This is a genomic window from Kitasatospora sp. HUAS MG31, from assembly GCF_040571325.1.
In the GTDB taxonomy this organism is placed as follows: domain Bacteria; phylum Actinomycetota; class Actinomycetes; order Streptomycetales; family Streptomycetaceae; genus Kitasatospora; species Kitasatospora camelliae.
Window position 1 is genome coordinate 4,107,805 of sequence record NZ_CP159872.1, and the last position, 17,663, is coordinate 4,125,467.

A 17,663-nucleotide genomic window follows, 5' to 3' on the forward strand; every position below is an offset into this window, starting at 1 on the left:
GGGCTCTTGCACCGAGAGATTACCTGAGGAAGGACCGGTCGTGTCGTCCCTGTCCACGCCCGCATCCCACCCTGCGGAACCAGCCGGCCCGGCCCCCCTGCTGGTGCTCCTCGACCCGGTCGCGCGGCAGGCCGACGGCGAGTCGGTGCGGATCGCCAAGGACGTCCTCTGCGGGGGCGCCGACGTCAAGGTGGTCATGCCCGAGAGTCCGTCCGAACTGGACCGGGTGCTGTCGCACCGTGGCCGCCGCCGACCGGTCGTGATCGGATCCGACCCGGCCGTGCAACGGGCCCTGCAGGCACTGCACCGGCAGCGCGAGTTGGGCACCGACCCGATCGGCGTGATCCCGGTCGGCCGCCCCCCGGCGACCGCCGCCGCCCGTACCCTCGGCGTCCCGGCCGAACCCGTCGCGGCCGCCCGCGCGGTGCTCGGCGGCAGCCCGCGTAAGCAGGACCTGCTGATCGACGACGGTGGCGGGGTGGTCCTCTCCGAGGTCCGGTTCACCGGCGGCCGGTGGGGCCGGACGGACGGATGGCGTTCGCTATGGGCGAAATTCGCTGCGCCCGAGCAGGGGAAGCTCCCCGCCGCCGAGGAGGTCCGGATCGAGGCCGACGGCCGGCTGCTCGCCGACCTGCACCAGCACGTCTCCCGGCTGCGGATCTCGGTGGCCGACGGCTGCATGGAGATCGTCCTGCGGCTGGACGGCGAACCGTGCCGCCACCGGGCCGCCTCGCTGACCGTCACCGGGCGCGGATTCGGCTACCAGGCGGACGGCCGCCCCTCGGGTCCGGTCCGCCAGCGCACCTGGACGGTCCACGCCGGCGCCTGGGAACTGCTGCTCCCGGCCGGGTGAGCAGGCTCACGTTTCCTTCGCCGCGCACCTGTGCAAAGCGCCCATGACAAGGGCACCGGCGGGGTGGGGAATTGTCCGATCGAATAGTAAGGGGCTTTATCTACGCGCGTTCACGGATGCCGCTTTCAGGAAGCCCTCCGGAACTGCCCTAGACTCGAAGACGTGCCACGTGGTGACGGACGACTCAACCACGATCTTCTTCCCGGCGAGAAAGGCCCCCAGGACGCGTGTGGCGTCTTCGGTGTCTGGGCTCCCGGCGAGGAGGTCGCGAAGCTCACGTACTTCGGCCTCTATGCCCTGCAGCACCGCGGACAGGAATCCGCGGGCATCGCAGTGAGCAACGGCTCCCAGATTCTCGTCTTCAAGGACATGGGACTCGTCTCCCAGGTCTTCGACGAGACCTCCCTGGGGTCGTTGCACGGGCATATCGCCGTCGGACATGCCCGCTATTCGACGACCGGTTCCTCGGTCTGGGAGAACGCCCAGCCGACCTTCCGCGCGACGGCCCACGGCTCGCTCGCCCTCGGTCACAACGGGAACCTGGTCAACACCGCCGAACTCGCGGCGATGGTCGCCGAGCTGCCCGGCGAGGAGCACGTCTCCCGCTCGGGCCGCACCGCGGCGACCAACGACACCGACCTGGTGACCGCGCTGCTCGCCGGGCATCCGGACCTCTCCATCGAGGAGACGGCCCGGCAGGTCCTGCCCAGGGTCCGCGGTGCCTTCTCGCTGGTCTTCATGGACGAGCACACCCTCTACGCCGCCCGCGACCCGCAGGGCATCCGCCCGCTGGTCCTCGGCCGGCTGGAGCGCGGCTGGGTGGTCGCCTCCGAGACGGCGGCCCTCGACATCTGCGGCGCCTCCTTCATCCGCGAGGTGGAGCCCGGCGAGCTCATCGCCATCGACGAGAACGGCATCCGCACCTCGCGGTTCGCCGAGGCCAAGCCCAAGGGCTGCGTCTTCGAGTACGTCTACCTGGCCCGCCCCGACACCACCATCGCCGGCCGCAACGTCCACCTCTCGCGCGTCGAGATGGGCCGCCGCCTGGCGAAGGAGGCCCCGGTCGAGGCCGACCTGGTGATAGCGACCCCGGAGTCCGGCACCCCCGCCGCCATCGGCTACGCCGAGGCCAGCGGCATCCCGTACGGCTCCGGCCTGGTGAAGAACGCCTACGTGGGCCGCACCTTCATCCAGCCCAGCCAGACCATCCGCCAGCTCGGCATCCGGCTCAAGCTCAACCCGCTGAAGGAAGTCATCGCGGGCAAGCGGCTGGTGGTCGTGGACGACTCGATCGTCCGCGGCAACACCCAGCGGGCGCTCGTGAAGATGCTGCGCGAGGCGGGCGCCGCCGAGGTCCACATCCGGATCTCCTCCCCGCCGGTCAAGTGGCCCTGCTTCTTCGGCATCGACTTCGCCACCCGCGCGGAGCTGATCGCCAACGGCATGACCATCGAGGAGATCGGCCGCACCCTCGGCGCCGACTCGCTGGCCTACATCTCCCTCGACGGCATGATCGAGGCCACCGCGCAGCCCAAGGACCGGCTCTGCCGGGCCTGCTTCGACGGCGAGTACCCGATGGAGCTGCCGGACCCGGCGCTGCTCGGCAAACTGCTGCTGGAGGCCGAGATCGCGGGCGGGAAGGCGCAGCCCCCGGTCCGCGGGGGCAAGCCCACCAGCGACCTGGACGGCGTGCAGTCGCTGCTCGGTGGAGCCGGCGCGGCGGACGCGCTGCGACGCCCGTAACACGATGTACCACCCGGGGCACGGGGAACCGCGCGAGCAGCCCTCCACGGAGGTGCCTGGTCGGGCACACAGTTCCCCGTGCCCCTCACGGGTCAACCGTTTCTGAAAGGGCCACACCAAGGTGACCAGCAACGAGAGCGGCGCCACCTATGCCGCCGCAGGTGTCGACATCGAGGCCGGAGACCGCGCCGTCGAGCTGATGAAGCAGTGGGTGAGGAAGGCCGACCGCCCCGAGGTGGTCGGCGGCCTCGGTGGCTTCGCCGGGCTCTTCGACGCCTCCGCCTTCAAGCGCTACGAGCGCCCGCTGCTGGCCACCGCGACCGACGGCGTCGGCACCAAGGTCGCCATCGCCCAGGCCATGGACAAGCACGACACCATCGGCCACGACCTGGTCGGCATGGTCGTCGACGACCTGGTGGTCTGCGGTGCCGAGCCGCTGTTCATGACCGACTACATCTGCGTCGGCAAGGTCGTCCCCGAGCGGGTCGCCGCCATCGTCAAGGGCATCGCCGAGGGCTGCACCCTGGCCGGCTGCGCGCTGGTCGGCGGCGAGACCGCCGAGCACCCCGGCCTGCTCGGCCCGGACGAGTACGACGTCGCGGGCGCCGGCACCGGTGTGGTGGAGGCCGACGCGCTGCTCGGCGCCGACCGGGTCCGGGCCGGCGACGTGGTCATCGCCATGGCCGCCTCCGGTCTGCACTCCAACGGCTACTCGCTGGTCCGGCACGTGCTGCTGAACCAGGCCGGCTGGTCGCTGGACCGGCAGGTGGAGGAGTTCGGCCGCACCCTCGGCGAGGAGCTGCTGGAGCCCACCCGGATCTACTCCCTGGACTGCCTGGCGCTCACCCGCGCCACCGAGATCCACGCCTTCTCGCATGTCACCGGCGGCGGCCTGGCGGCCAACCTGGCCCGGGTCATCCCGGACGGCCTGCACGCCCGCCTGGACCGCGGCACCTGGACCCCGCTGCCGGTGTTCCAGACCGTGGCGAAGGTCGGCCGGATGCAGTCCCTGGAGATCGAGAAGACGCTCAACATGGGCGTCGGCATGGTGGCCGTCGTCCCGCCGCACTCGGTCGACGTGGTGCTGTCGGTCCTCGAGGACCGCGGCGTGGAGGCGTGGCTGCTCGGCGACATCGTGGACCGCACCGACGAGCACGACGGCGGCGCCGCGCTCTACAACCGGTACGAGGCCTTCGACCTGGCCTGATCCGCGGCGGTCGAGGGGCTCCGCCACCGGCGGGGCCCCTCCGCCGTTCCGGCTGCCCGCCACCGGCGGGCGCCCTGCACCCGGGTACGCCGAAAACCGGTCCGGCGCTCCCGGGGGAGCGCCGGACCGGTCCGGTGAAGAGAGCTACTACGCCCGTCGGCGCGACTGGCCGCTGTCCGCGTCCTCGTCGTCGTCCTCGTCGGCGTAAAGGTCCGCGTACGCCGCGTAGGGGTCGTCCTCGTCCTCGTCCTCGATCGGCTCCGGCTCGATCGCGGTGGACGGCGATACGCCCAGCTCGTGAGACAGACGGTTAGCGTCGAACCCGCCGCTGTTGTACTTCAGCTCGCGGGCGACCTTCGTCTGCTTGGCCTTGGCCCGGCCGCGCCCCATGGGTCGACCCCCTCAACGATGGGGCTCACGGCCCCGAGTCTGACACGTGTTGATGATCAGGTGCGGCCGTCCCTCAGTGGGAGAACCGTCCCTTGGAGCATTAACGGTACCTGTTTCCGCCGCCGGACGGTACGTCGCGAGTGTGACGTGGCGCGCACCGTCGCCCCCCCGAGCCGGATCACTCCAGGTCAAAGGGATAATTTGGGGCTTTTGCAGGCTTCCCGGAGCTTGTCCGGGCCCGTCGTTCCCGTAGTGATTATCCCCCGATGGAGGCCCCGGATCGCCCGATCGGGCGACAGAGTGAGAATCCGGTTCCACATTGTGATGCGAGGGGACGGAGAGCCTCCGTCCCCTCGCTCACGAGCCGTCCGCGATCAGGCCCGGCGGGCACCGGGGAGGAGGATCGAGCGGAGCGCGCTGACCTCCCGCATCCGCTTCTCGGCGAGGCGGTCGGCGGCCACCGCCGGCGGGATGCCGTCGGCCGCGGCCCGGGTGAAGATCTCCAGGGTGGTGTCGAAGATCTTCGTGGCCTTGTTCTTGGCACGCTCGAAGTTGAAGCCCTCGATCTCGTCGGCGACCTGGATCACGCCGCCCGAGTTCACCAGGTAGTCGGGCGCGTACAGGATGCCGCGACCGGCCAGGTCCTTCTCCACGCCGCCGTGCGCGAGCTGGTTGTTGGCCGCGCCGCAGACGATCGAGGTGCCGGCCTCGCCCAGCGCGCCGACCGTGTGGTCGTCCAGCGCGCCGCCCAGGGCGCAGGGGGCGTAGACGTCCAGCTTCGCCTGCAGCAGGGCGGCGGTGTCCGCCACCACCTCGACCTCGGGGTGGGCGGCCCGGACGCGGTTCACCGCGGCCTCGGAGACGTCCGTGACGACCACGGTCGCGCCGTCCGCGACCAGGTGGCCGACCAGGTAGTGGCCGACCTTGCCGACGCCCGCGACGCCGACCCGCTTGCCGCGCAGGGTCGGCTGGCCCCAGCGGGCCTGGGCCGAGGCGCGCATGCCCTGGAACACGCCGAAGGCGGTCAGGATGGAGGAGTCGCCGGCGCCGCCGTGCTCCGGCGAGCGGCCGGTGACGAACTGGGTCTCGCGGGCCACGACGTCCATGTCCTGGACGTAGGTGCCCACGTCGCAGGCGGTGATGTAGCGGCCGCGCAGCGACTCCACGAAGCGGCCGTAGGCCCGGAGCATCGCCTCGTTCTTGTCCTGGTTCGGGTCGCCGACGATCACGGCCTTGCCGCCGCCGAGGTCCAGCCCGGCGAGCGCGTTCTTGTAGCTCATCCCGCGGGAGAGGTTCAGCGCGTCCTGCAGCGCCTCCTCCTCCGTCGCGTACGGGAAGAAGCGGGTGCCGCCGAGGGCCGGGCCGAGGGCGGTGGAGTGGATGGCGATGATCGCCTTGAGGCCGGTGCTCCGGTCGTGGCAGAGGACCACCTGCTCGTGGCCTTCGCCGGCCGAGCCGTCCTGTGCGGTACCGAAGATCCTGCTCAGCACGCCGGGTGCGGGGTGCGTGGCGGACGCCGTGTGTACGTCGGTCACTGTGGTGACTCCAGTAATGATGGCCCGCGGCTGTGGTGCGGGCGTCTGGATCGAAGCCTAGCCCCGGGGCCTCCAGGAATCTGCCCCCTGGAGGTCCCTGAGACATAACGACCCGAACCGTGTCACGGCACTCTCCCGGACGGCGCCCGGCCCGTGCGACGATGCCGAACGTGACCGCTGTGCGAACCTCGGTGCTTCCTCCCTATGCGGCCCACCTGCGGGTGTACGAGCCGCTGGCCGCCTACCCCGGGCCCGAGCGGGCCCGATGGCAGGCCTACGCGGCCGCGCACGGCCCGGACGCCGAGGGCCCTGAGCGGACGGTCGCCGGGGCGGCCCTGGAGGAGCAGCGCGCCGCCCTGGCCGAGCTGCTCGCCCGCACCCCCAGGGCGCTGCCCGAGCGGGAGAGCGAGCGGGCCTTCGTCCGGGTGCTGGACGGGGTCACCTACGTCTGCCCGTGGACCACCCGGCTGCGCAGCTGGCAGGCGCTGGAGGAGCTCGCCGGGGTGCTGCCCGCGGCCCTGCTGGACACCGTGATGCCGCCGGCCGTCCGGGCCGCCGCCGAGGCCGACCAGGCGGCCTGGCGGAAGTCCCACCCGGATGCCCGGCCGTGGATCCTCACCAGCCGCTGGGAGGTGCCGGTGCGCTGGTTCCTGCCCTTCGGCAAGGAGGACCGGCACTTCGTCCCGCCGGTGCCCGCCGGGGACGCGGCCGGCCCGGAGCCGGCCGCCCTCTGCTACCTGACCCCGATGGTCCAGGCCCGCCGCCGGGTGGCCCGCGGCTACCGGGTGCTGCGCGAGAAGCTGCCGCGCGGCCCGCTGGTGCAGGGCGCCGAGCAGGTGGGGCGCTGGCTGGAGGAGTTCCACCCGCGCTCCCTGGTGGAGCTGGACTACGGCGGCCTGGTCCACCTGCTGGGGCCCGAGCGGCTGTCCGCGGACCACTCCGCCGAGGAGATCGACGCCGGACTCGCCGCTCTGCGGGCCGGCGACGCGCCGGAGGCGGTCCGGATGTACGAGTCGGTGACGGCGCGTTGGCGGAAGGTGCTGGCGCTGCGCCAGGGCAGCTGACGGGCGCTCAAGCGGCCACCCCTGGCCGAATGTCAGTGCGACACGCCAGGATGGTACGTACCTGGCGGCCGCCGGGCGGGGCCGTGTCCAGGTTCGGGTCAATACCTCGCGAACGTGACACTACTCACCGTTGACGCGAACTTACCCCTATATGCAAAAATGGGACAACCGGCCCAAGTTCGCTCGGGTGTGTCCATGTCTGGGTGGATCTGGTGCCGGTGCGCCCTTTGCGGTGAAACGGCGGGTCTGGTCTTTCCGTAACCGGATGTCATCATTGTGTGACTGTCCGTTATGGGACGGTCCATGGCCATCCGTCTCTCTTGAACCCGGGAGGGGCCGATTTTGGCGGTTTGGTCGATGGGGCTGGACGGATGGTGTAGTTGTAGACACCAGGACAAGCCGTTCGTCCTATAACCGACTCGGCCCGTCCGTGCCATTTCGGGCATCGGGGGCCAAGGTGCAGAATTTGAAGGATAGAACCGCCCTGGTTCGGTTCTCCCGAGGAGGCCGCTCATGACCGCTCGTACCCCTGACGCCGAACCTCTGCTGACGCCGGCAGAGGTCGCCACCATGTTCCGCGTTGACCCCAAGACGGTCACCCGTTGGGCCAAGGCGGGCAAGCTCACGTCCATCCGCACCCTGGGCGGGCACCGCCGTTACCGCGAGGCGGAGGTGCGCGCTCTGCTGGCCGGGATTCCCGCCCAGCGCACCGAGGCCTGAGGTCTCGCCCAAAGCTTTCTGAAGGGGCCGTATCCCTGACTCCGCCGGGTCGGGTACGGCCCCTTCGGCATGCCGGAATTGGCCATTCCTATTGATGCTGATGATGGTGGGGGAAATACAGTGAATGAAGGTGCAATTTTATATATTAAATTATGGGCCTTTGAGGATGCCTTGAGGAAGGCGCCGTCCCGCTGCATGGCGCGTGACGACCGTCACGCATTCGTGATCTTGTGGTCTGGACCTGGAATCGGGTACAAGCTGACCGCTCGTCACTCCGGCCCTCCAAAGCAGAGAGGCCCGGAACCTTTCGGCTCCGGGCCTCTCCTGTACTGCGATCCCGACGGGACTTGAACCCGCGACCTCCACCTTGACAGGGTGGCGAGCTAACCAACTGCTCCACGGGACCAGAGATTTCTGATCTCGTCCGCCTGCTCTCGCCTGCGAACAAGACAGATCGTACTGGATCCCGGGCCTCCAGGTCGAATCCGGGTCAGAGGGTCGCCGCGGCGGCCTCCATCGCCTTGAGGATGCGCTTCTCCGAGACCGGGCTCGGGGTGCCCAGGCCCTGGGCGAAGAAGCTCACCCGCAGCTCCTCGATCATCCAGCGGACCGCCCGCACCTCCGGCGAGGGCTCCCGTCCGGCCGGCACCCGGGCCAGCAGCTCCCCGTACGCCTCCTGCACCGCCTGGACCCGCTGCAGGTGCTGCAGGTCCCGCTGGGGGTGGTCGGGCAGCGCCTCCAGCCGGCGGTCCACCGCCAGCAGGTAGCGCTTGAGGTCGCCCAGCCGCTGCCAGCCGGCCGCCGTGACGAAGCCCGGCGAGTCCTTCGCCGGCGGGTGCACCAGCGAGGCCAGGTGCAGCCGCACGTCGTTCACCGCGGTCAGCAGCACCGGGCTGCTCACCGACTTCAGCCGGGTGGACGCCCGGTGGAAGGCGATCAGCGCCGAGGCCGTCTTCAGCGTGGTGTCCGCCGCGAGGTCGTACAGGTCCGCCCGGACCTTGTCGTACAGCGTCGCGAAGGACTCCGCGTCCCAGGCCGGACCGCCGTGCAGGGTCATCAGCCGGTCCGTCGCAGCCGCCACGATGTCCTCGAACAGCGCCGGGATCGACCCGTGCGGGTTGTACGACAGCGCCAGCTTCGCCTGGTTGCCCAGCCGCCCCTGGATCGACTTGGCCGGCGAGTTGACGGTGAGCATCAGCAGCCGGCGGGTGCCGACCCACATCGCCCGCTCCTGCGCCTGGGGCGTGTCGAACAGCCGGACCGCCACCGAGGTGCCCTCGTCCACCAGCGCCGGGTACGCCCGCAGTGCGTGGCCCTGGGAGCGCTGCTCGAAGGTCCGCTGCAGCTTCGGCAGGTCCTCGGGCCAGGCGGTCAGCCCGGAGCGCTCGATCCCCCGTCCTGAGGCCGCGCTGGACAGCGTCGCGGACAGCTTCGGCTGCAGCTTCAGCCGCAGCTCCTCCAGGTCCTTGGACTCGGCCAGCTTCCGCTTCCCGTCCACCACCCGGAAGGTCACCTTCAGGTGGTCCGGCACCCGGTCCTCGTCCCAGGCGTCGGCCGGGACCGGCTGGCCGGACATCCGGTGCAGCACCCGCTCCAGGGTGGGCAGCAGCGGCTCCTGCCGGTCGGTCATCTCGCGCAGCGCCGCCGCGGCGAAGTCCGGCGCCGGCACGAAGTTCCGGCGGATCGCCTTCGGCAGCGCCCGGATGTACGCCGTCACCAGCTCCGCCCGCAGACCCGGGATCTGCCAGTCGAAGCCCTCCGCGGTCACCTGGTTGAGCACCGGCAGCGGGATGTGCACGGTCACGCCGTCCGCGTCGCTGCCCGGCTCGAACTGGTACGTCAGCCGGAAGCGCAGCTTCCCCTGCTGCCAGTGGTCCGGGTAGTCGGCCTCGGTGATCCCGTCCGCCGACTCGTTGATCAGCATCGACTTCTCGAAGTTCAGCAGGTCCGGCTGGTCGTGCCGGGCCTTCTTCCACCAGGAGTCGAAGTGCCGGGTGGAGACGATCTCCTCCGGCAGCCTGGCGTCGTAGAAGTCGAACAGGGTCTGGTCGTCCACCATGATGTCCCGGCGGCGGGCCCGGTTCTCCAGCTCCTCGACCTCGCCGAGCAGCCTGCGGTTCTCCGCGAAGAACCGGTGGTGGGTCTCCCAGTCGCCCTCCACCAGCGCGTTGCGGATGAACAGCTCCCGGCACAGCTCCCGGTCGATCCGGCCGTAGTTCACCTTCCGCTGGGCGACGACCGGCATCCCGTACAGGGTCACCTTCTCGCACGCCATCACGGCGCCGGCCTTCTTCTCCCAGTGCGGCTCGCTGTACGTCCGCTTGATCAGGTGCCCGGCGAGCGGCTCCACCCACTCCGGCTCGATCTTCGCGTTGATCCGCGCCCACAGCCGGGAGGTCTCCACCAGCTCGGCGGACATCACCCAGCGCGGCGGCTTCTTGAACAGGCCCGACCCCGGGAACACCGCGAACCGGGCACCGCGGGCACCGCCGTACTCCCGCTTCTCCACGTCGAACAGGCCGATGTGGGAGAGCAGGCCGGACAGCAGCGCCTGGTGGATCCGGTCCGCGTCCGGCTCGGCATCCGGGTGGGGTTCGTCGATCGTCACCCCGAGCTGCTTGGCCACCGTCCGCAGCTGGACGTAGACGTCCTGCCACTCGCGTATCCGCAGGTAGTTCAGGAACTCCTGCTTGCACATCCGGCGGAACGCCGAGGAGGACAGCTCCCGCTGCTGCTCCCTGACGTACCGCCACATCGCCAGGTACGCGAGGAAGTCCGAGGTCTCCGAGGAGAACCGGCGGTGCCGCTCGTCGGCGGCCTGCCGCTTCTCCGCCGGGCGCTCCCGCGGGTCCTGGATGGACAGCGCGGCGGCGATCACCATCACGTCCCGGACGCAGCCCAGGCGGTCGGCCTCGATGACCATGCGGGCCATCCGCGGGTCCACCGGCAGCTGGGCCAGCTTGCGGCCGAGCGGGGTGAGCCGCTTGCGGTGGTCCTTCTCCGCCGGGTCCAGCGCCCCCAGCTCGTGGAGCAGGTTGACGCCGTCCTTGATGTTCCGGGGGTCCGGCGGGTCGAGGAACGGGAAGGCGGCGATGTCGCCGAGCCCGGCCGCCGTCATCTGCAGGATGACCGAGGCCAGGTTGGTGCGCAGGATCTCCGCGTCGGTGAACTCCGGCCGGGAGAGGAAGTCCTCCTCCGAGTACAGCCGGATGCAGATGCCGTCCGAGGTGCGGCCGCAGCGGCCCTTGCGCTGGTTGGCGCTGGCCTGGCTGACTGCCTCGATCGGCAGCCGCTGCACCTTGGTGCGGTGGCTGTAGCGGGAGATCCGCGCGGTGCCCGGGTCGATCACGTACTTGATGCCCGGGACGGTGAGCGAGGTCTCCGCGACGTTGGTGGCCAGCACCACCCGGCGGCTGTTGGAGCGCTGGAACACCCGGTGCTGCTCGGCCGAGGACAGCCGGGCGTACAGCGGGAGGACCTCGGTGAACCTGAGCTTCATCCGGTTCAGGGCGTCCGCGGTGTCGCGGATCTCCCGCTCGCCGGAGAGGAACACCAGGATGTCGCCGGGCCCCTCGGCCTGCAGCTCCTCCACGGCGTCGCAGATCGCCTGGATCTGGTCCCGGTCGCGGTCGACCTCCGCGTCCTCGGAGGCGTCCTCGTCCAGGACGGGCCGGTAGCGGACCTCCACCGGATAGGTCCGGCCGGAGACCTCGACGATCGGGGCGTCGTCGAAGTGGGCGGCGAACCGCTCCGGGTCGATGGTCGCCGAGGTGATCACGATCTTGAGATCGGGGCGCCGGGGGAGCAGCTGCTTGAGGTAGCCGAGCAGGAAGTCGATGTTCAGGCTGCGCTCGTGCGCCTCGTCGATGATCAGCGTGTCGTACTGGCGCAGGTCCCGGTCGGTCTGGATCTCGGCCAGCAGGATGCCGTCCGTCATCAGCTTGACCAGGGTGTCCTGGCCCACCTGGTCGGTGAACCTGACCTTCCAGCCGACCGCCTCGCCGAGCGGCGTGGACATCTCCTCCGCCACCCGCTCCGCCACCGTCCGGGCGGCGATCCGGCGCGGCTGGGTGTGGCCGACCAGGCCCTTGACGCCCCGGCCCAGCTCCAGACAGATCTTCGGGATCTGGGTGGTCTTCCCGGAACCCGTCTCGCCCGCGACGATCACCACCTGGTGGTCCCGGATCGCGGCGAGGATCTCGTCCTTCTTCTGGCTGACCGGCAGCTCGGCGGGGTACGTGATGGCGGGCACCGCGGCGCGGCGCTGCTCCACCCGGAGCTCGGCCCGCGCGATGTCGGCGGCCAGCTCCTCGGCGATCCTCCGCCGGGACTGGGCGTCGCGGACCTTGCGGGTGCCGTCCAGCCGGCGGCCGATCCGCTGCTGGTCGCGCAGCATCAGCTCGGGCAGCCGGGCTGCCAGCTCCCCCACGGAGGGCACCTCGGCGGGCTGGGCTACGGGAGAACTCACTGCGGGCATCCCTCTAGGTTGCAAGGAGGTGCGGGCGGGGCGCACCTCGGTTTTCGAGCGCCTCCAGTGTCACAGGGCCGACCGGCCTCCTGCCAAACGGCACCCGAACAGCGCCCGGACCTCGCCCGCTCGGCTCCGACGGGCCGCGTCCCCGGAGCCCGGACCTCCCGGGAAGCACGGGCCCGGCGGCCCACCGTAGGCTGCCGGTGATCATCCGAACGGTGGAGGGGGAGTCCGGTGGCGGGGGAGTTCGACGCGCACGAGCGGCGGGTGTGGGCCGGGAAGGCCGAGGCGTACGACCGCAGCTTCGCCGCGCTCTGCGCGGGGGCCGTGCCGGCGCTGCTGGCGGCCGCCGCGATCGGCCCGGACACCGTCCTGCTGGACGTGGGCACCGGCCCCGGCACGGTGGCCGCCGCCGCGGTGGCGCTCGGCGCCGAGGTCACCGCCGTGGACGCCGAGCCCGGCATGGTCGCGCTCGCCGCCGCCCGGGTGCCCGGCGCCGAGGTGCGCCGGGCGCTGCTCCCCGAGCTCCCCTTCGAGGACGCGGCCTTCGACACCGTGGTCGGCAACTTCGTGGTCAACCACGTGGAGGACCCGGTCGCCGCCCTGGCCGAGCTGCGCCGGGTGGTCCGTCCGGGCGGGCGGGTCGCGGTGACCATCTGGCACGGCACCGCGAACCGGTCGATGGACCTGTTCGGGCAGGCGCTGGCGGTGGCCGGGGTGGAGCGGATGGAGCTGCCGACCCTGCCGGTGGACTTCCCGCGGACGGCCGAGGGATTCGCCGGCGTGCTGGCGGCCGCGGGCTGGTCGGAGGTGGAGGCCCGGGACGTGGCCTGGACGCACCGGGTGGACCCGGAGGACTGGTGGGCCGGGCCGGCCGGCGGGGTGGCGAACGTCGGCCTGGTGGTCGGCTCCCAGTCGCCGGCCATGCGGGCGCGGATCAAGGAGGAGTACGACCGGCTGGCCGGGGAGCGGACGGCCGGGGACGGCCTGCTGGAGCTGCCCGCCGTCGCGCTGCTGGCCACCGCGCGCCGCTGAACGGCCCCGTCGCCCGGGTCCCGGAGCGGCCGGGCATGTCACGGGTTGGTTCCAGCCTCGACCCGGGGGTGGCCTTCTTCGAGGGGCGTCGACTGAGCTAGCCTCTTGACTGATTATCAGTCTTTCTGTCGGGCTCATGGGGGAGTGGATATGGACCTGGTCGGGGACCTCAAGAAGATCGTGATGGCGCCCTCCGAGATCGCCCACTGGGTGCTCAGCAAGATGTTCGGCGACGCCGACGCCGAGCTGGAGAAGCTGGCCCGCGAGCTGGAGGAGATGGGCAAGCAGGTCGACGAGCTCGGCAAGGAGATCAACTCCGCGCTGGGGCACCTGACCTGGCACGGCGCCGCCGCCGACGCCTTCACCGCGCACGCCCGGGGCCGGGTCCGCGAGCTGTCCGGCGTCGCCGACGAGCTGAACGGCCTGGGCGAGGCCGTCCGGCGTCTCGCCAACGTCTTCTGACCACACCACGGATATCTGCACCAGCGGGGGATTGATGAGCGGACAGTTCGGGCTGCAGCTTCAGGAGTTGGCGAAGATCCAGCAGGACTTCCAGCGCCTGAACCAGAAGATGGCCGAGATGAGCAACAAGATCGGCCACGCCAAGGCGACGATCGCCAAGGCCGCGGCGACCGACCTCTGGTCGTCGCAGCTCGCGGGCATCGCGGGCTTCGCGGCGGTGGCGGTCGAGGTGTACCGGGACGTCAAGGACATCGAGTCCCGTGCCGAGCACCTCCAGCAGACCAAGGAGAAGCTGACCAAGGCGCTCGCCGAGGACGCCGAGAAGGTCAAGAAGGTCATCACCGAGTACCAGGAGATCGAGCGCAAGATCGAGGAGGCGATGCGCAAGGGGCACGGCGGCCAGGAGAAGCCGCACTCCCCGAGCACCCGTCCCGACTCGAACGGTGGCGGCGGGGGTGGCGGCGGCCACCACCAGAAGCCCTCGCACACCGGGATCGACGGTGCGGGCGACGGCGGTGGCGGTGGTGGCGGCGGTGGCGGCAGCCACGGCGGCGGCGGGAACCACTCCGGGCCGCCGATCAAGGACGACAGCACGGGTGACTGGAAGACCCGGATGATCAACGGTCGCAACTGGGACGACTGGGCCAACGGCCGTCCCCACCCGCGCAACGGCCAGGGCAAGGGCGTGGAGGACCGCCCCAAGCTGGACGGCGTGTCGAAGCAGCGCCAGGAGATCGTCGAGCGGGCGCTGGACCAAAAAAAAAAAAAAAAAAAAAAAAAAAAAAAAAAAAAAAAAAAAAAAAAAAAAAAAAAAAAAAAAAAAAAAAAAAAAAAAAAAAAAAAAAAAAAAAAAAAAAAAAAAAAAAAAAAAAAAAAAAAAAAAAAAAAAAAAAAAAAAAAAAAAAAAAAAAAAAAAAAAAAAAAAAAAAAAAAAAAAAAAAAAAAAAAAAAAAAAAAAAAAAAAAAAAAAAAAAAAAAAAAAAAAAAAAAAAAAAAAAAAAAAAAAAAAAAAAAAAAAAAAAAAAAAAAAAAAAAAAAAAAAAAAAAAAAAAAAAAAAAAAAAAAAAAAAAAAAAAAAAAAAAAAAAAAAAAAAAAAAAAAAAAAAAAAAAAAAAAAAAAAAAATGCCGAGCGCAAGCTCGGCTACAGCCAGGGCGCCGTGACCAACGGCTACCGGGTGGACTGCTCCGGCCTGGTCTCCTGCGCCTGGGGCCTGCCCGGCCCCGGCCTCGACACCTACGGTCTGATGGGCTCCAAGATCTCTCACCGGATCGACAAGGAGGACCTCAAGCCGGGTGACGCGATGATCATGGGCGACCACACGGTGCTCTTCGGCGGCTGGGCCAACAAGGAGCACACCCGCTACATCGCCATCGAGGACAGCGGCAGCCAGGGCTGCGTCTCCCACGAGATCCCGTACCCGTACTACCACGGCGACCAGCGGTACAAGCCGTACCGCCGCAACGGCGTGGAGTGACCTCCGCCTGACCGGCCGCTGCACCCGGGCCCCCGGCGCACACCCGCGCCGGGGGCCCGGCCGTGTCCGGCCGTCGGCGCCCGGTCACGCGGAGGGATCCTCCGCCGAGCGCAGCAGGTCGAGCAGGGCCCGTACGGCCGGGTCGCCGGCCGAGGCCGGGCGGGTCAGCGCCGTGATCCGCCGGGTGAGCGGCACGGTGGACACCTCCCGCAGGGCCACCCCGGGGAACGCCGTCCCCGCCCCCGCGCCGCCGCCGTACGCGCGGACGGCCATCCGCGGCACCAGGGCGACGCCGAGCCCGTGCGCGACCATCCGCAGCACCAGGTGGTAGTCGTCCGCGGTGTGGGTGATCCGGGGCCGGTAGCCGGCGATCGCGCAGGCCCGCTCGACCAGGGTGCGGTCGCTGTCCGCGCGCGAACCGGCGATCCACTCGGCCCCGGCCAGCTCCCGCAGGTCGACGGCGGCCGCGGCGGCCGCGGCGGCCACCGGGTGGCCCTCCGGTACGGCCAGCAGCAGGGGTTCGACCGCGAGCGGGTGGACGTCCAGGTCGACCGGTTCCGGCTCGGGGTCCAGGTCGTAGGCGTACCGGACCGCCACCTCGCAGCGCCCCTCCCGCAGCGCCGCCACCGCCTCCGGCGGCTCCCACTCGTGCACCGTCAGCCGCAGCTGCGGATGCCGCACCCGGGCCACCGCCAGCGCGGGGATCAGCCGGGCCGCCGCCATCGTGGCGAAGCAGCCGACCGCCAGCGGCCCGCGCGGGGTGTCGGCGGCCCGCAGGCCGTCCTCGGCCGCCTGGAGCGCGGCCAGCACCGTCCGGGCGTGCCCCGCCAGCCGGCGGCCCTCGGCGGTCAGCCGCACCCGGCGCCCGGCCCGCTCGAACAGCCGGGTGCCCGACTCCCGCTCCAGCGTGGCCAGCTGCTGGGACACCGCGGAGGAGGTGTAGCCGCAGGCCGCCGCGACGGCCGTCATCGTGCCGCGGTCGGCCAGCTCGCGGAGCAGCAGCAGCCGGACGGGATCCAACATCAAGCATTCCTAACAGGTCGGTGAAGCAATGCGTGGTGGATCTTGACGACTCTACGGCGGCATCCTGGCGGACGGACGGGACCGACCAGCCGAGGGGGAACCATGACCGACACCCGGACCACCACGACCACGCCCGGCGAGCCGGACGGGACGCCTCGCGGCCGGTGGCCCGGCGAGCCCTGGACCGCCGACGCCTGGAGCCTGGACGCCCGGCACGTCGAACGGCTCGCCGCGGACGCCTGGCCGGCCGGACACAGCGTGCGCACCGGCGGCTGGCTGCTGCGGCACACCGCGGGGGTGGACCGCCGCCGCTCCAACTCGGCCCTGCCCGAGGGCCACGGCCCCGACCGCACCGGCCCCGGCCCCGACCGCACCGGCCTCGACCGCACGGACCCCGCCGGCGCGGCCGGCGCCTACGACCTCGCACCCGTCGAGGCCTTCTACGCCGAACGCGGCCTCCCGGTGACCGTGCAGGTCAGCCCGGCCGAGCAGCACACCGCCCTGGACGCCCACCTCGCCGCCCGCGGGTACCGGCTCGCCGCCCCCACCCTGGTCTGCGTGGCCGCCACCGCCGACACCCTGGCCACCCCGGCCGCCACCGCCCCCGGGGTGTCGGTCCGCTCGGAGGAACACCCCGGGCCCGCCTGGACAGCGGCCTTCACCGCCCTCGACGGGCGCCCCGACAGCGCCGCGGTGGCCGAGCGGGTGATCGCCCGCATCCCCGGACCGGCCGCCTTCCTGAGCGCCGCCGTGGACGGGGAGCCGGCCGGGATCGCCCTGTTCGCCGCGGCCGAGGGCTGGGCCGGGGTGTTCTGCCTGGCGACCCACCCCCGCCACCGCCGCCGGGGCGTGGCCGGGGCCGTCCTCCGCGAGGGCGCCCGCTGGGCCCGCGAGCGGTCGGCCGAGTACCTCTACCTCCAGGTCGAGGAGGCCAACACCGCCGCCCGCGCCCTCTACACCCGAGCCGGCTTCCGCCCCTCGCACCGGTACCACTACCGGGTGCTGGACCCGACCCGCTGACCCGGTCGGTCCGCAGGCCCGGTCGGCCCGCAGGCCCGGTCGGTCCGGGGTCGGCCCGCCCGGTCAGTCCGGGGTGATCCGCCCGTGCACCAGGCGCACCAGCGCCGCGTGCACGTCCTCCAGGCTGCGCTCCGGCTGGAACGCCAGCCAGTCCAGCGCCACCACCAGCACCATCCCGTACAGCGCCGAGGCGGTCAGCTGGGTGTCCAGGTCGGCCGAGAACTGGCCCTGCCGGACCGCCTCGTCCAGCACGTCCGCCACCACCGCCACGGCGCTGTCCCGCAGCTCCCGCAGCGCCTCGTGCCAGGACCGGTTGGTGCGCCAGGTCTCCGCGATGAACAGCTGCGCGAAGGACGGGTAGGCGGCGATGAACTCCAGACCCGCCCGGATCATCGCGTCCAGGCCCTCGATCGGCGGACGCCCCTCCGCGGCCCTGCGCAGCGAGACCGTCAGCAACTCGGTCCCGTGCTTCAGCAGCCCCTCGAACAGCTCGGTCTTGCTGGCGAAGTTGTAGTAGACGGTCCCCTTGGCGACCTTGGCCCGCTCGGCGATCTCGTCCACCGTCGTGGCGGAGAAGCCCTGCTCCGCGATGAGGGTGACGGCCGCCTCGTACAGCTTCTGCCGGGTCGCGCTGCGACGGTCGCTCATGGAGCCTCTTCCGGAA

15 protein-coding genes and 1 tRNA gene are annotated in these 17,663 nt (G+C 70.4%); 10 read left to right on the top strand and 6 right to left on the bottom strand.

What is annotated here, in order from left to right; translation table 11 throughout:
• Window positions 1-40 precede the first annotated feature (40 nt).
• The 3 genes from ABWK59_RS18640 to purM all read left to right on the top strand — a co-directional run bounded on the left by ABWK59_RS18640 (window position 41) and on the right by purM (window position 3,803).
• Window positions 41-853, top strand: a complete 813-nt coding sequence (locus tag ABWK59_RS18640; RefSeq protein WP_354641726.1) for a diacylglycerol kinase — start codon at window positions 41-43, stop codon at window positions 851-853.
• 162 nt (window positions 854-1,015) lie between these two features.
• Window positions 1,016-2,596, top strand: a complete 1,581-nt coding sequence (gene purF / locus ABWK59_RS18645) for an amidophosphoribosyltransferase (protein ID WP_354641727.1) — start codon at window positions 1,016-1,018, stop codon at window positions 2,594-2,596.
• Window positions 2,597-2,717: 121 nt separating this feature from the next.
• Window positions 2,718-3,803 (top strand): phosphoribosylformylglycinamidine cyclo-ligase, encoded by a 1,086-nt coding sequence (purM, locus tag ABWK59_RS18650; RefSeq protein ID WP_354641728.1) that lies wholly within the window; start codon window positions 2,718-2,720, stop codon window positions 3,801-3,803.
• A 147-nt stretch (window positions 3,804-3,950) separates the two neighbouring features.
• Here purM and ABWK59_RS18655 read toward each other — a convergent pair whose 3' ends face one another.
• A complete protein-coding gene (locus ABWK59_RS18655; protein ID WP_354641729.1) occupies window positions 3,951-4,193 on the bottom strand; it encodes a DUF3073 domain-containing protein in 243 nt (80 codons plus the stop codon).
• Between the two features lie 374 nt (window positions 4,194-4,567).
• Complete coding sequence (locus ABWK59_RS18660) at window positions 4,568-5,728, bottom strand: Glu/Leu/Phe/Val dehydrogenase dimerization domain-containing protein (RefSeq protein ID WP_420492802.1); 1,161 nt, start codon at window positions 5,726-5,728, stop codon at window positions 4,568-4,570.
• Between the two features lie 161 nt (window positions 5,729-5,889).
• On the opposite strand from ABWK59_RS18660, the gene ABWK59_RS18665 reads away from it, so the two are divergent.
• A complete protein-coding gene (locus ABWK59_RS18665; RefSeq protein WP_354641730.1) occupies window positions 5,890-6,792 on the top strand; it encodes a hypothetical protein in 903 nt (300 codons plus the stop codon).
• A gap of 513 nt (window positions 6,793-7,305) precedes the next feature.
• Window positions 7,306-7,512, top strand: a complete 207-nt coding sequence (bldC, locus tag ABWK59_RS18670) for a developmental transcriptional regulator BldC (RefSeq protein WP_014137253.1) — start codon at window positions 7,306-7,308, stop codon at window positions 7,510-7,512.
• 332 nt (window positions 7,513-7,844) lie between these two features.
• On the opposite strand, the gene ABWK59_RS18675 is transcribed toward bldC, so the two are convergent.
• A tRNA-Asp gene (locus tag ABWK59_RS18675) sits at window positions 7,845-7,918 on the bottom strand.
• Window positions 7,919-8,002: 84 nt separating this feature from the next.
• The gene (gene hrpA / locus ABWK59_RS18680; protein ID WP_420492803.1) at window positions 8,003-11,989 is read right to left on the bottom strand and encodes an ATP-dependent RNA helicase HrpA; all 3,987 of its coding nucleotides are present in this window, start codon (window positions 11,987-11,989) and stop codon (window positions 8,003-8,005) included.
• 228 nt (window positions 11,990-12,217) lie between these two features.
• Between hrpA and ABWK59_RS18685 the strand changes: the two genes are divergently transcribed.
• The 4 genes from ABWK59_RS18685 (at window position 12,218) to ABWK59_RS18700 (ending at window position 14,956) form a co-directional block, all read left to right on the top strand.
• A complete protein-coding gene (locus ABWK59_RS18685; RefSeq protein ID WP_354641732.1) occupies window positions 12,218-13,018 on the top strand; it encodes a class I SAM-dependent methyltransferase in 801 nt (266 codons plus the stop codon).
• Between the two features lie 150 nt (window positions 13,019-13,168).
• Window positions 13,169-13,480, top strand: coding sequence for a hypothetical protein (locus tag ABWK59_RS18690; RefSeq protein ID WP_354641733.1), 312 nt, complete (start codon window positions 13,169-13,171; stop codon window positions 13,478-13,480).
• 34 nt (window positions 13,481-13,514) lie between these two features.
• On the top strand, window positions 13,515-14,642 hold the full coding sequence (locus ABWK59_RS18695) for an ABC transporter C-terminal domain-containing protein (protein WP_354641734.1): 1,128 nt from the start codon (window positions 13,515-13,517) through the stop codon (window positions 14,640-14,642).
• On the top strand, window positions 14,639-14,956 hold the full coding sequence (locus ABWK59_RS18700) for a hypothetical protein (protein ID WP_354641735.1): 318 nt from the start codon (window positions 14,639-14,641) through the stop codon (window positions 14,954-14,956). The genes ABWK59_RS18695 and ABWK59_RS18700 overlap by 4 nt, the downstream gene beginning before the upstream one ends.
• An 84-nt stretch (window positions 14,957-15,040) precedes the next feature.
• On the opposite strand, the gene ABWK59_RS18705 is transcribed toward ABWK59_RS18700, so the two are convergent.
• On the bottom strand, window positions 15,041-15,979 hold the full coding sequence (locus ABWK59_RS18705; RefSeq protein WP_354641736.1) for a LysR family transcriptional regulator: 939 nt from the start codon (window positions 15,977-15,979) through the stop codon (window positions 15,041-15,043).
• A gap of 102 nt (window positions 15,980-16,081) precedes the next feature.
• On the opposite strand from ABWK59_RS18705, the gene ABWK59_RS18710 reads away from it, so the two are divergent.
• Window positions 16,082-16,999 (top strand): GNAT family N-acetyltransferase, encoded by a 918-nt coding sequence (locus ABWK59_RS18710; protein ID WP_354641737.1) that lies wholly within the window; start codon window positions 16,082-16,084, stop codon window positions 16,997-16,999.
• Window positions 17,000-17,062: 63 nt separating this feature from the next.
• Here ABWK59_RS18710 and ABWK59_RS18715 read toward each other — a convergent pair whose 3' ends face one another.
• Window positions 17,063-17,647: a TetR/AcrR family transcriptional regulator gene (locus tag ABWK59_RS18715; RefSeq protein WP_354641738.1), complete on the bottom strand. Its 585-nt coding sequence runs from the start codon at window positions 17,645-17,647 to the stop codon at window positions 17,063-17,065.
• Between the last annotated feature and the right edge of the window lie 16 nt (window positions 17,648-17,663).

What these genes read in the sequence shown, in the direction of transcription:
- ABWK59_RS18655 (WP_354641729.1), bottom strand. Translation starts at nt 4,193, where the DNA reads ATGGGGCGCGGCCGGGCCAAGGCCAAGCAGACGAAGGTCGCCCGCGAG.
- ABWK59_RS18665 (WP_354641730.1), top strand. Translation starts at nt 5,890, where the DNA reads ATGCCGAACGTGACCGCTGTGCGAACCTCGGTGCTTCCTCCCTATGCG.
- bldC (WP_014137253.1), top strand. Translation starts at nt 7,306, where the DNA reads ATGACCGCTCGTACCCCTGACGCCGAACCTCTGCTGACGCCGGCAGAG.
- hrpA (WP_420492803.1), bottom strand. Translation starts at nt 11,989, where the DNA reads ATGCCCGCAGTGAGTTCTCCCGTAGCCCAGCCCGCCGAGGTGCCCTCC.
- ABWK59_RS18690 (WP_354641733.1), top strand. Translation starts at nt 13,169, where the DNA reads ATGGACCTGGTCGGGGACCTCAAGAAGATCGTGATGGCGCCCTCCGAG.
- ABWK59_RS18695 (WP_354641734.1), top strand. Translation starts at nt 13,515, where the DNA reads ATGAGCGGACAGTTCGGGCTGCAGCTTCAGGAGTTGGCGAAGATCCAG.
- ABWK59_RS18705 (WP_354641736.1), bottom strand. Translation starts at nt 15,979, where the DNA reads ATGTTGGATCCCGTCCGGCTGCTGCTGCTCCGCGAGCTGGCCGACCGC.
- ABWK59_RS18710 (WP_354641737.1), top strand. Translation starts at nt 16,082, where the DNA reads ATGACCGACACCCGGACCACCACGACCACGCCCGGCGAGCCGGACGGG.
- ABWK59_RS18715 (WP_354641738.1), bottom strand. Translation starts at nt 17,647, where the DNA reads ATGAGCGACCGTCGCAGCGCGACCCGGCAGAAGCTGTACGAGGCGGCC.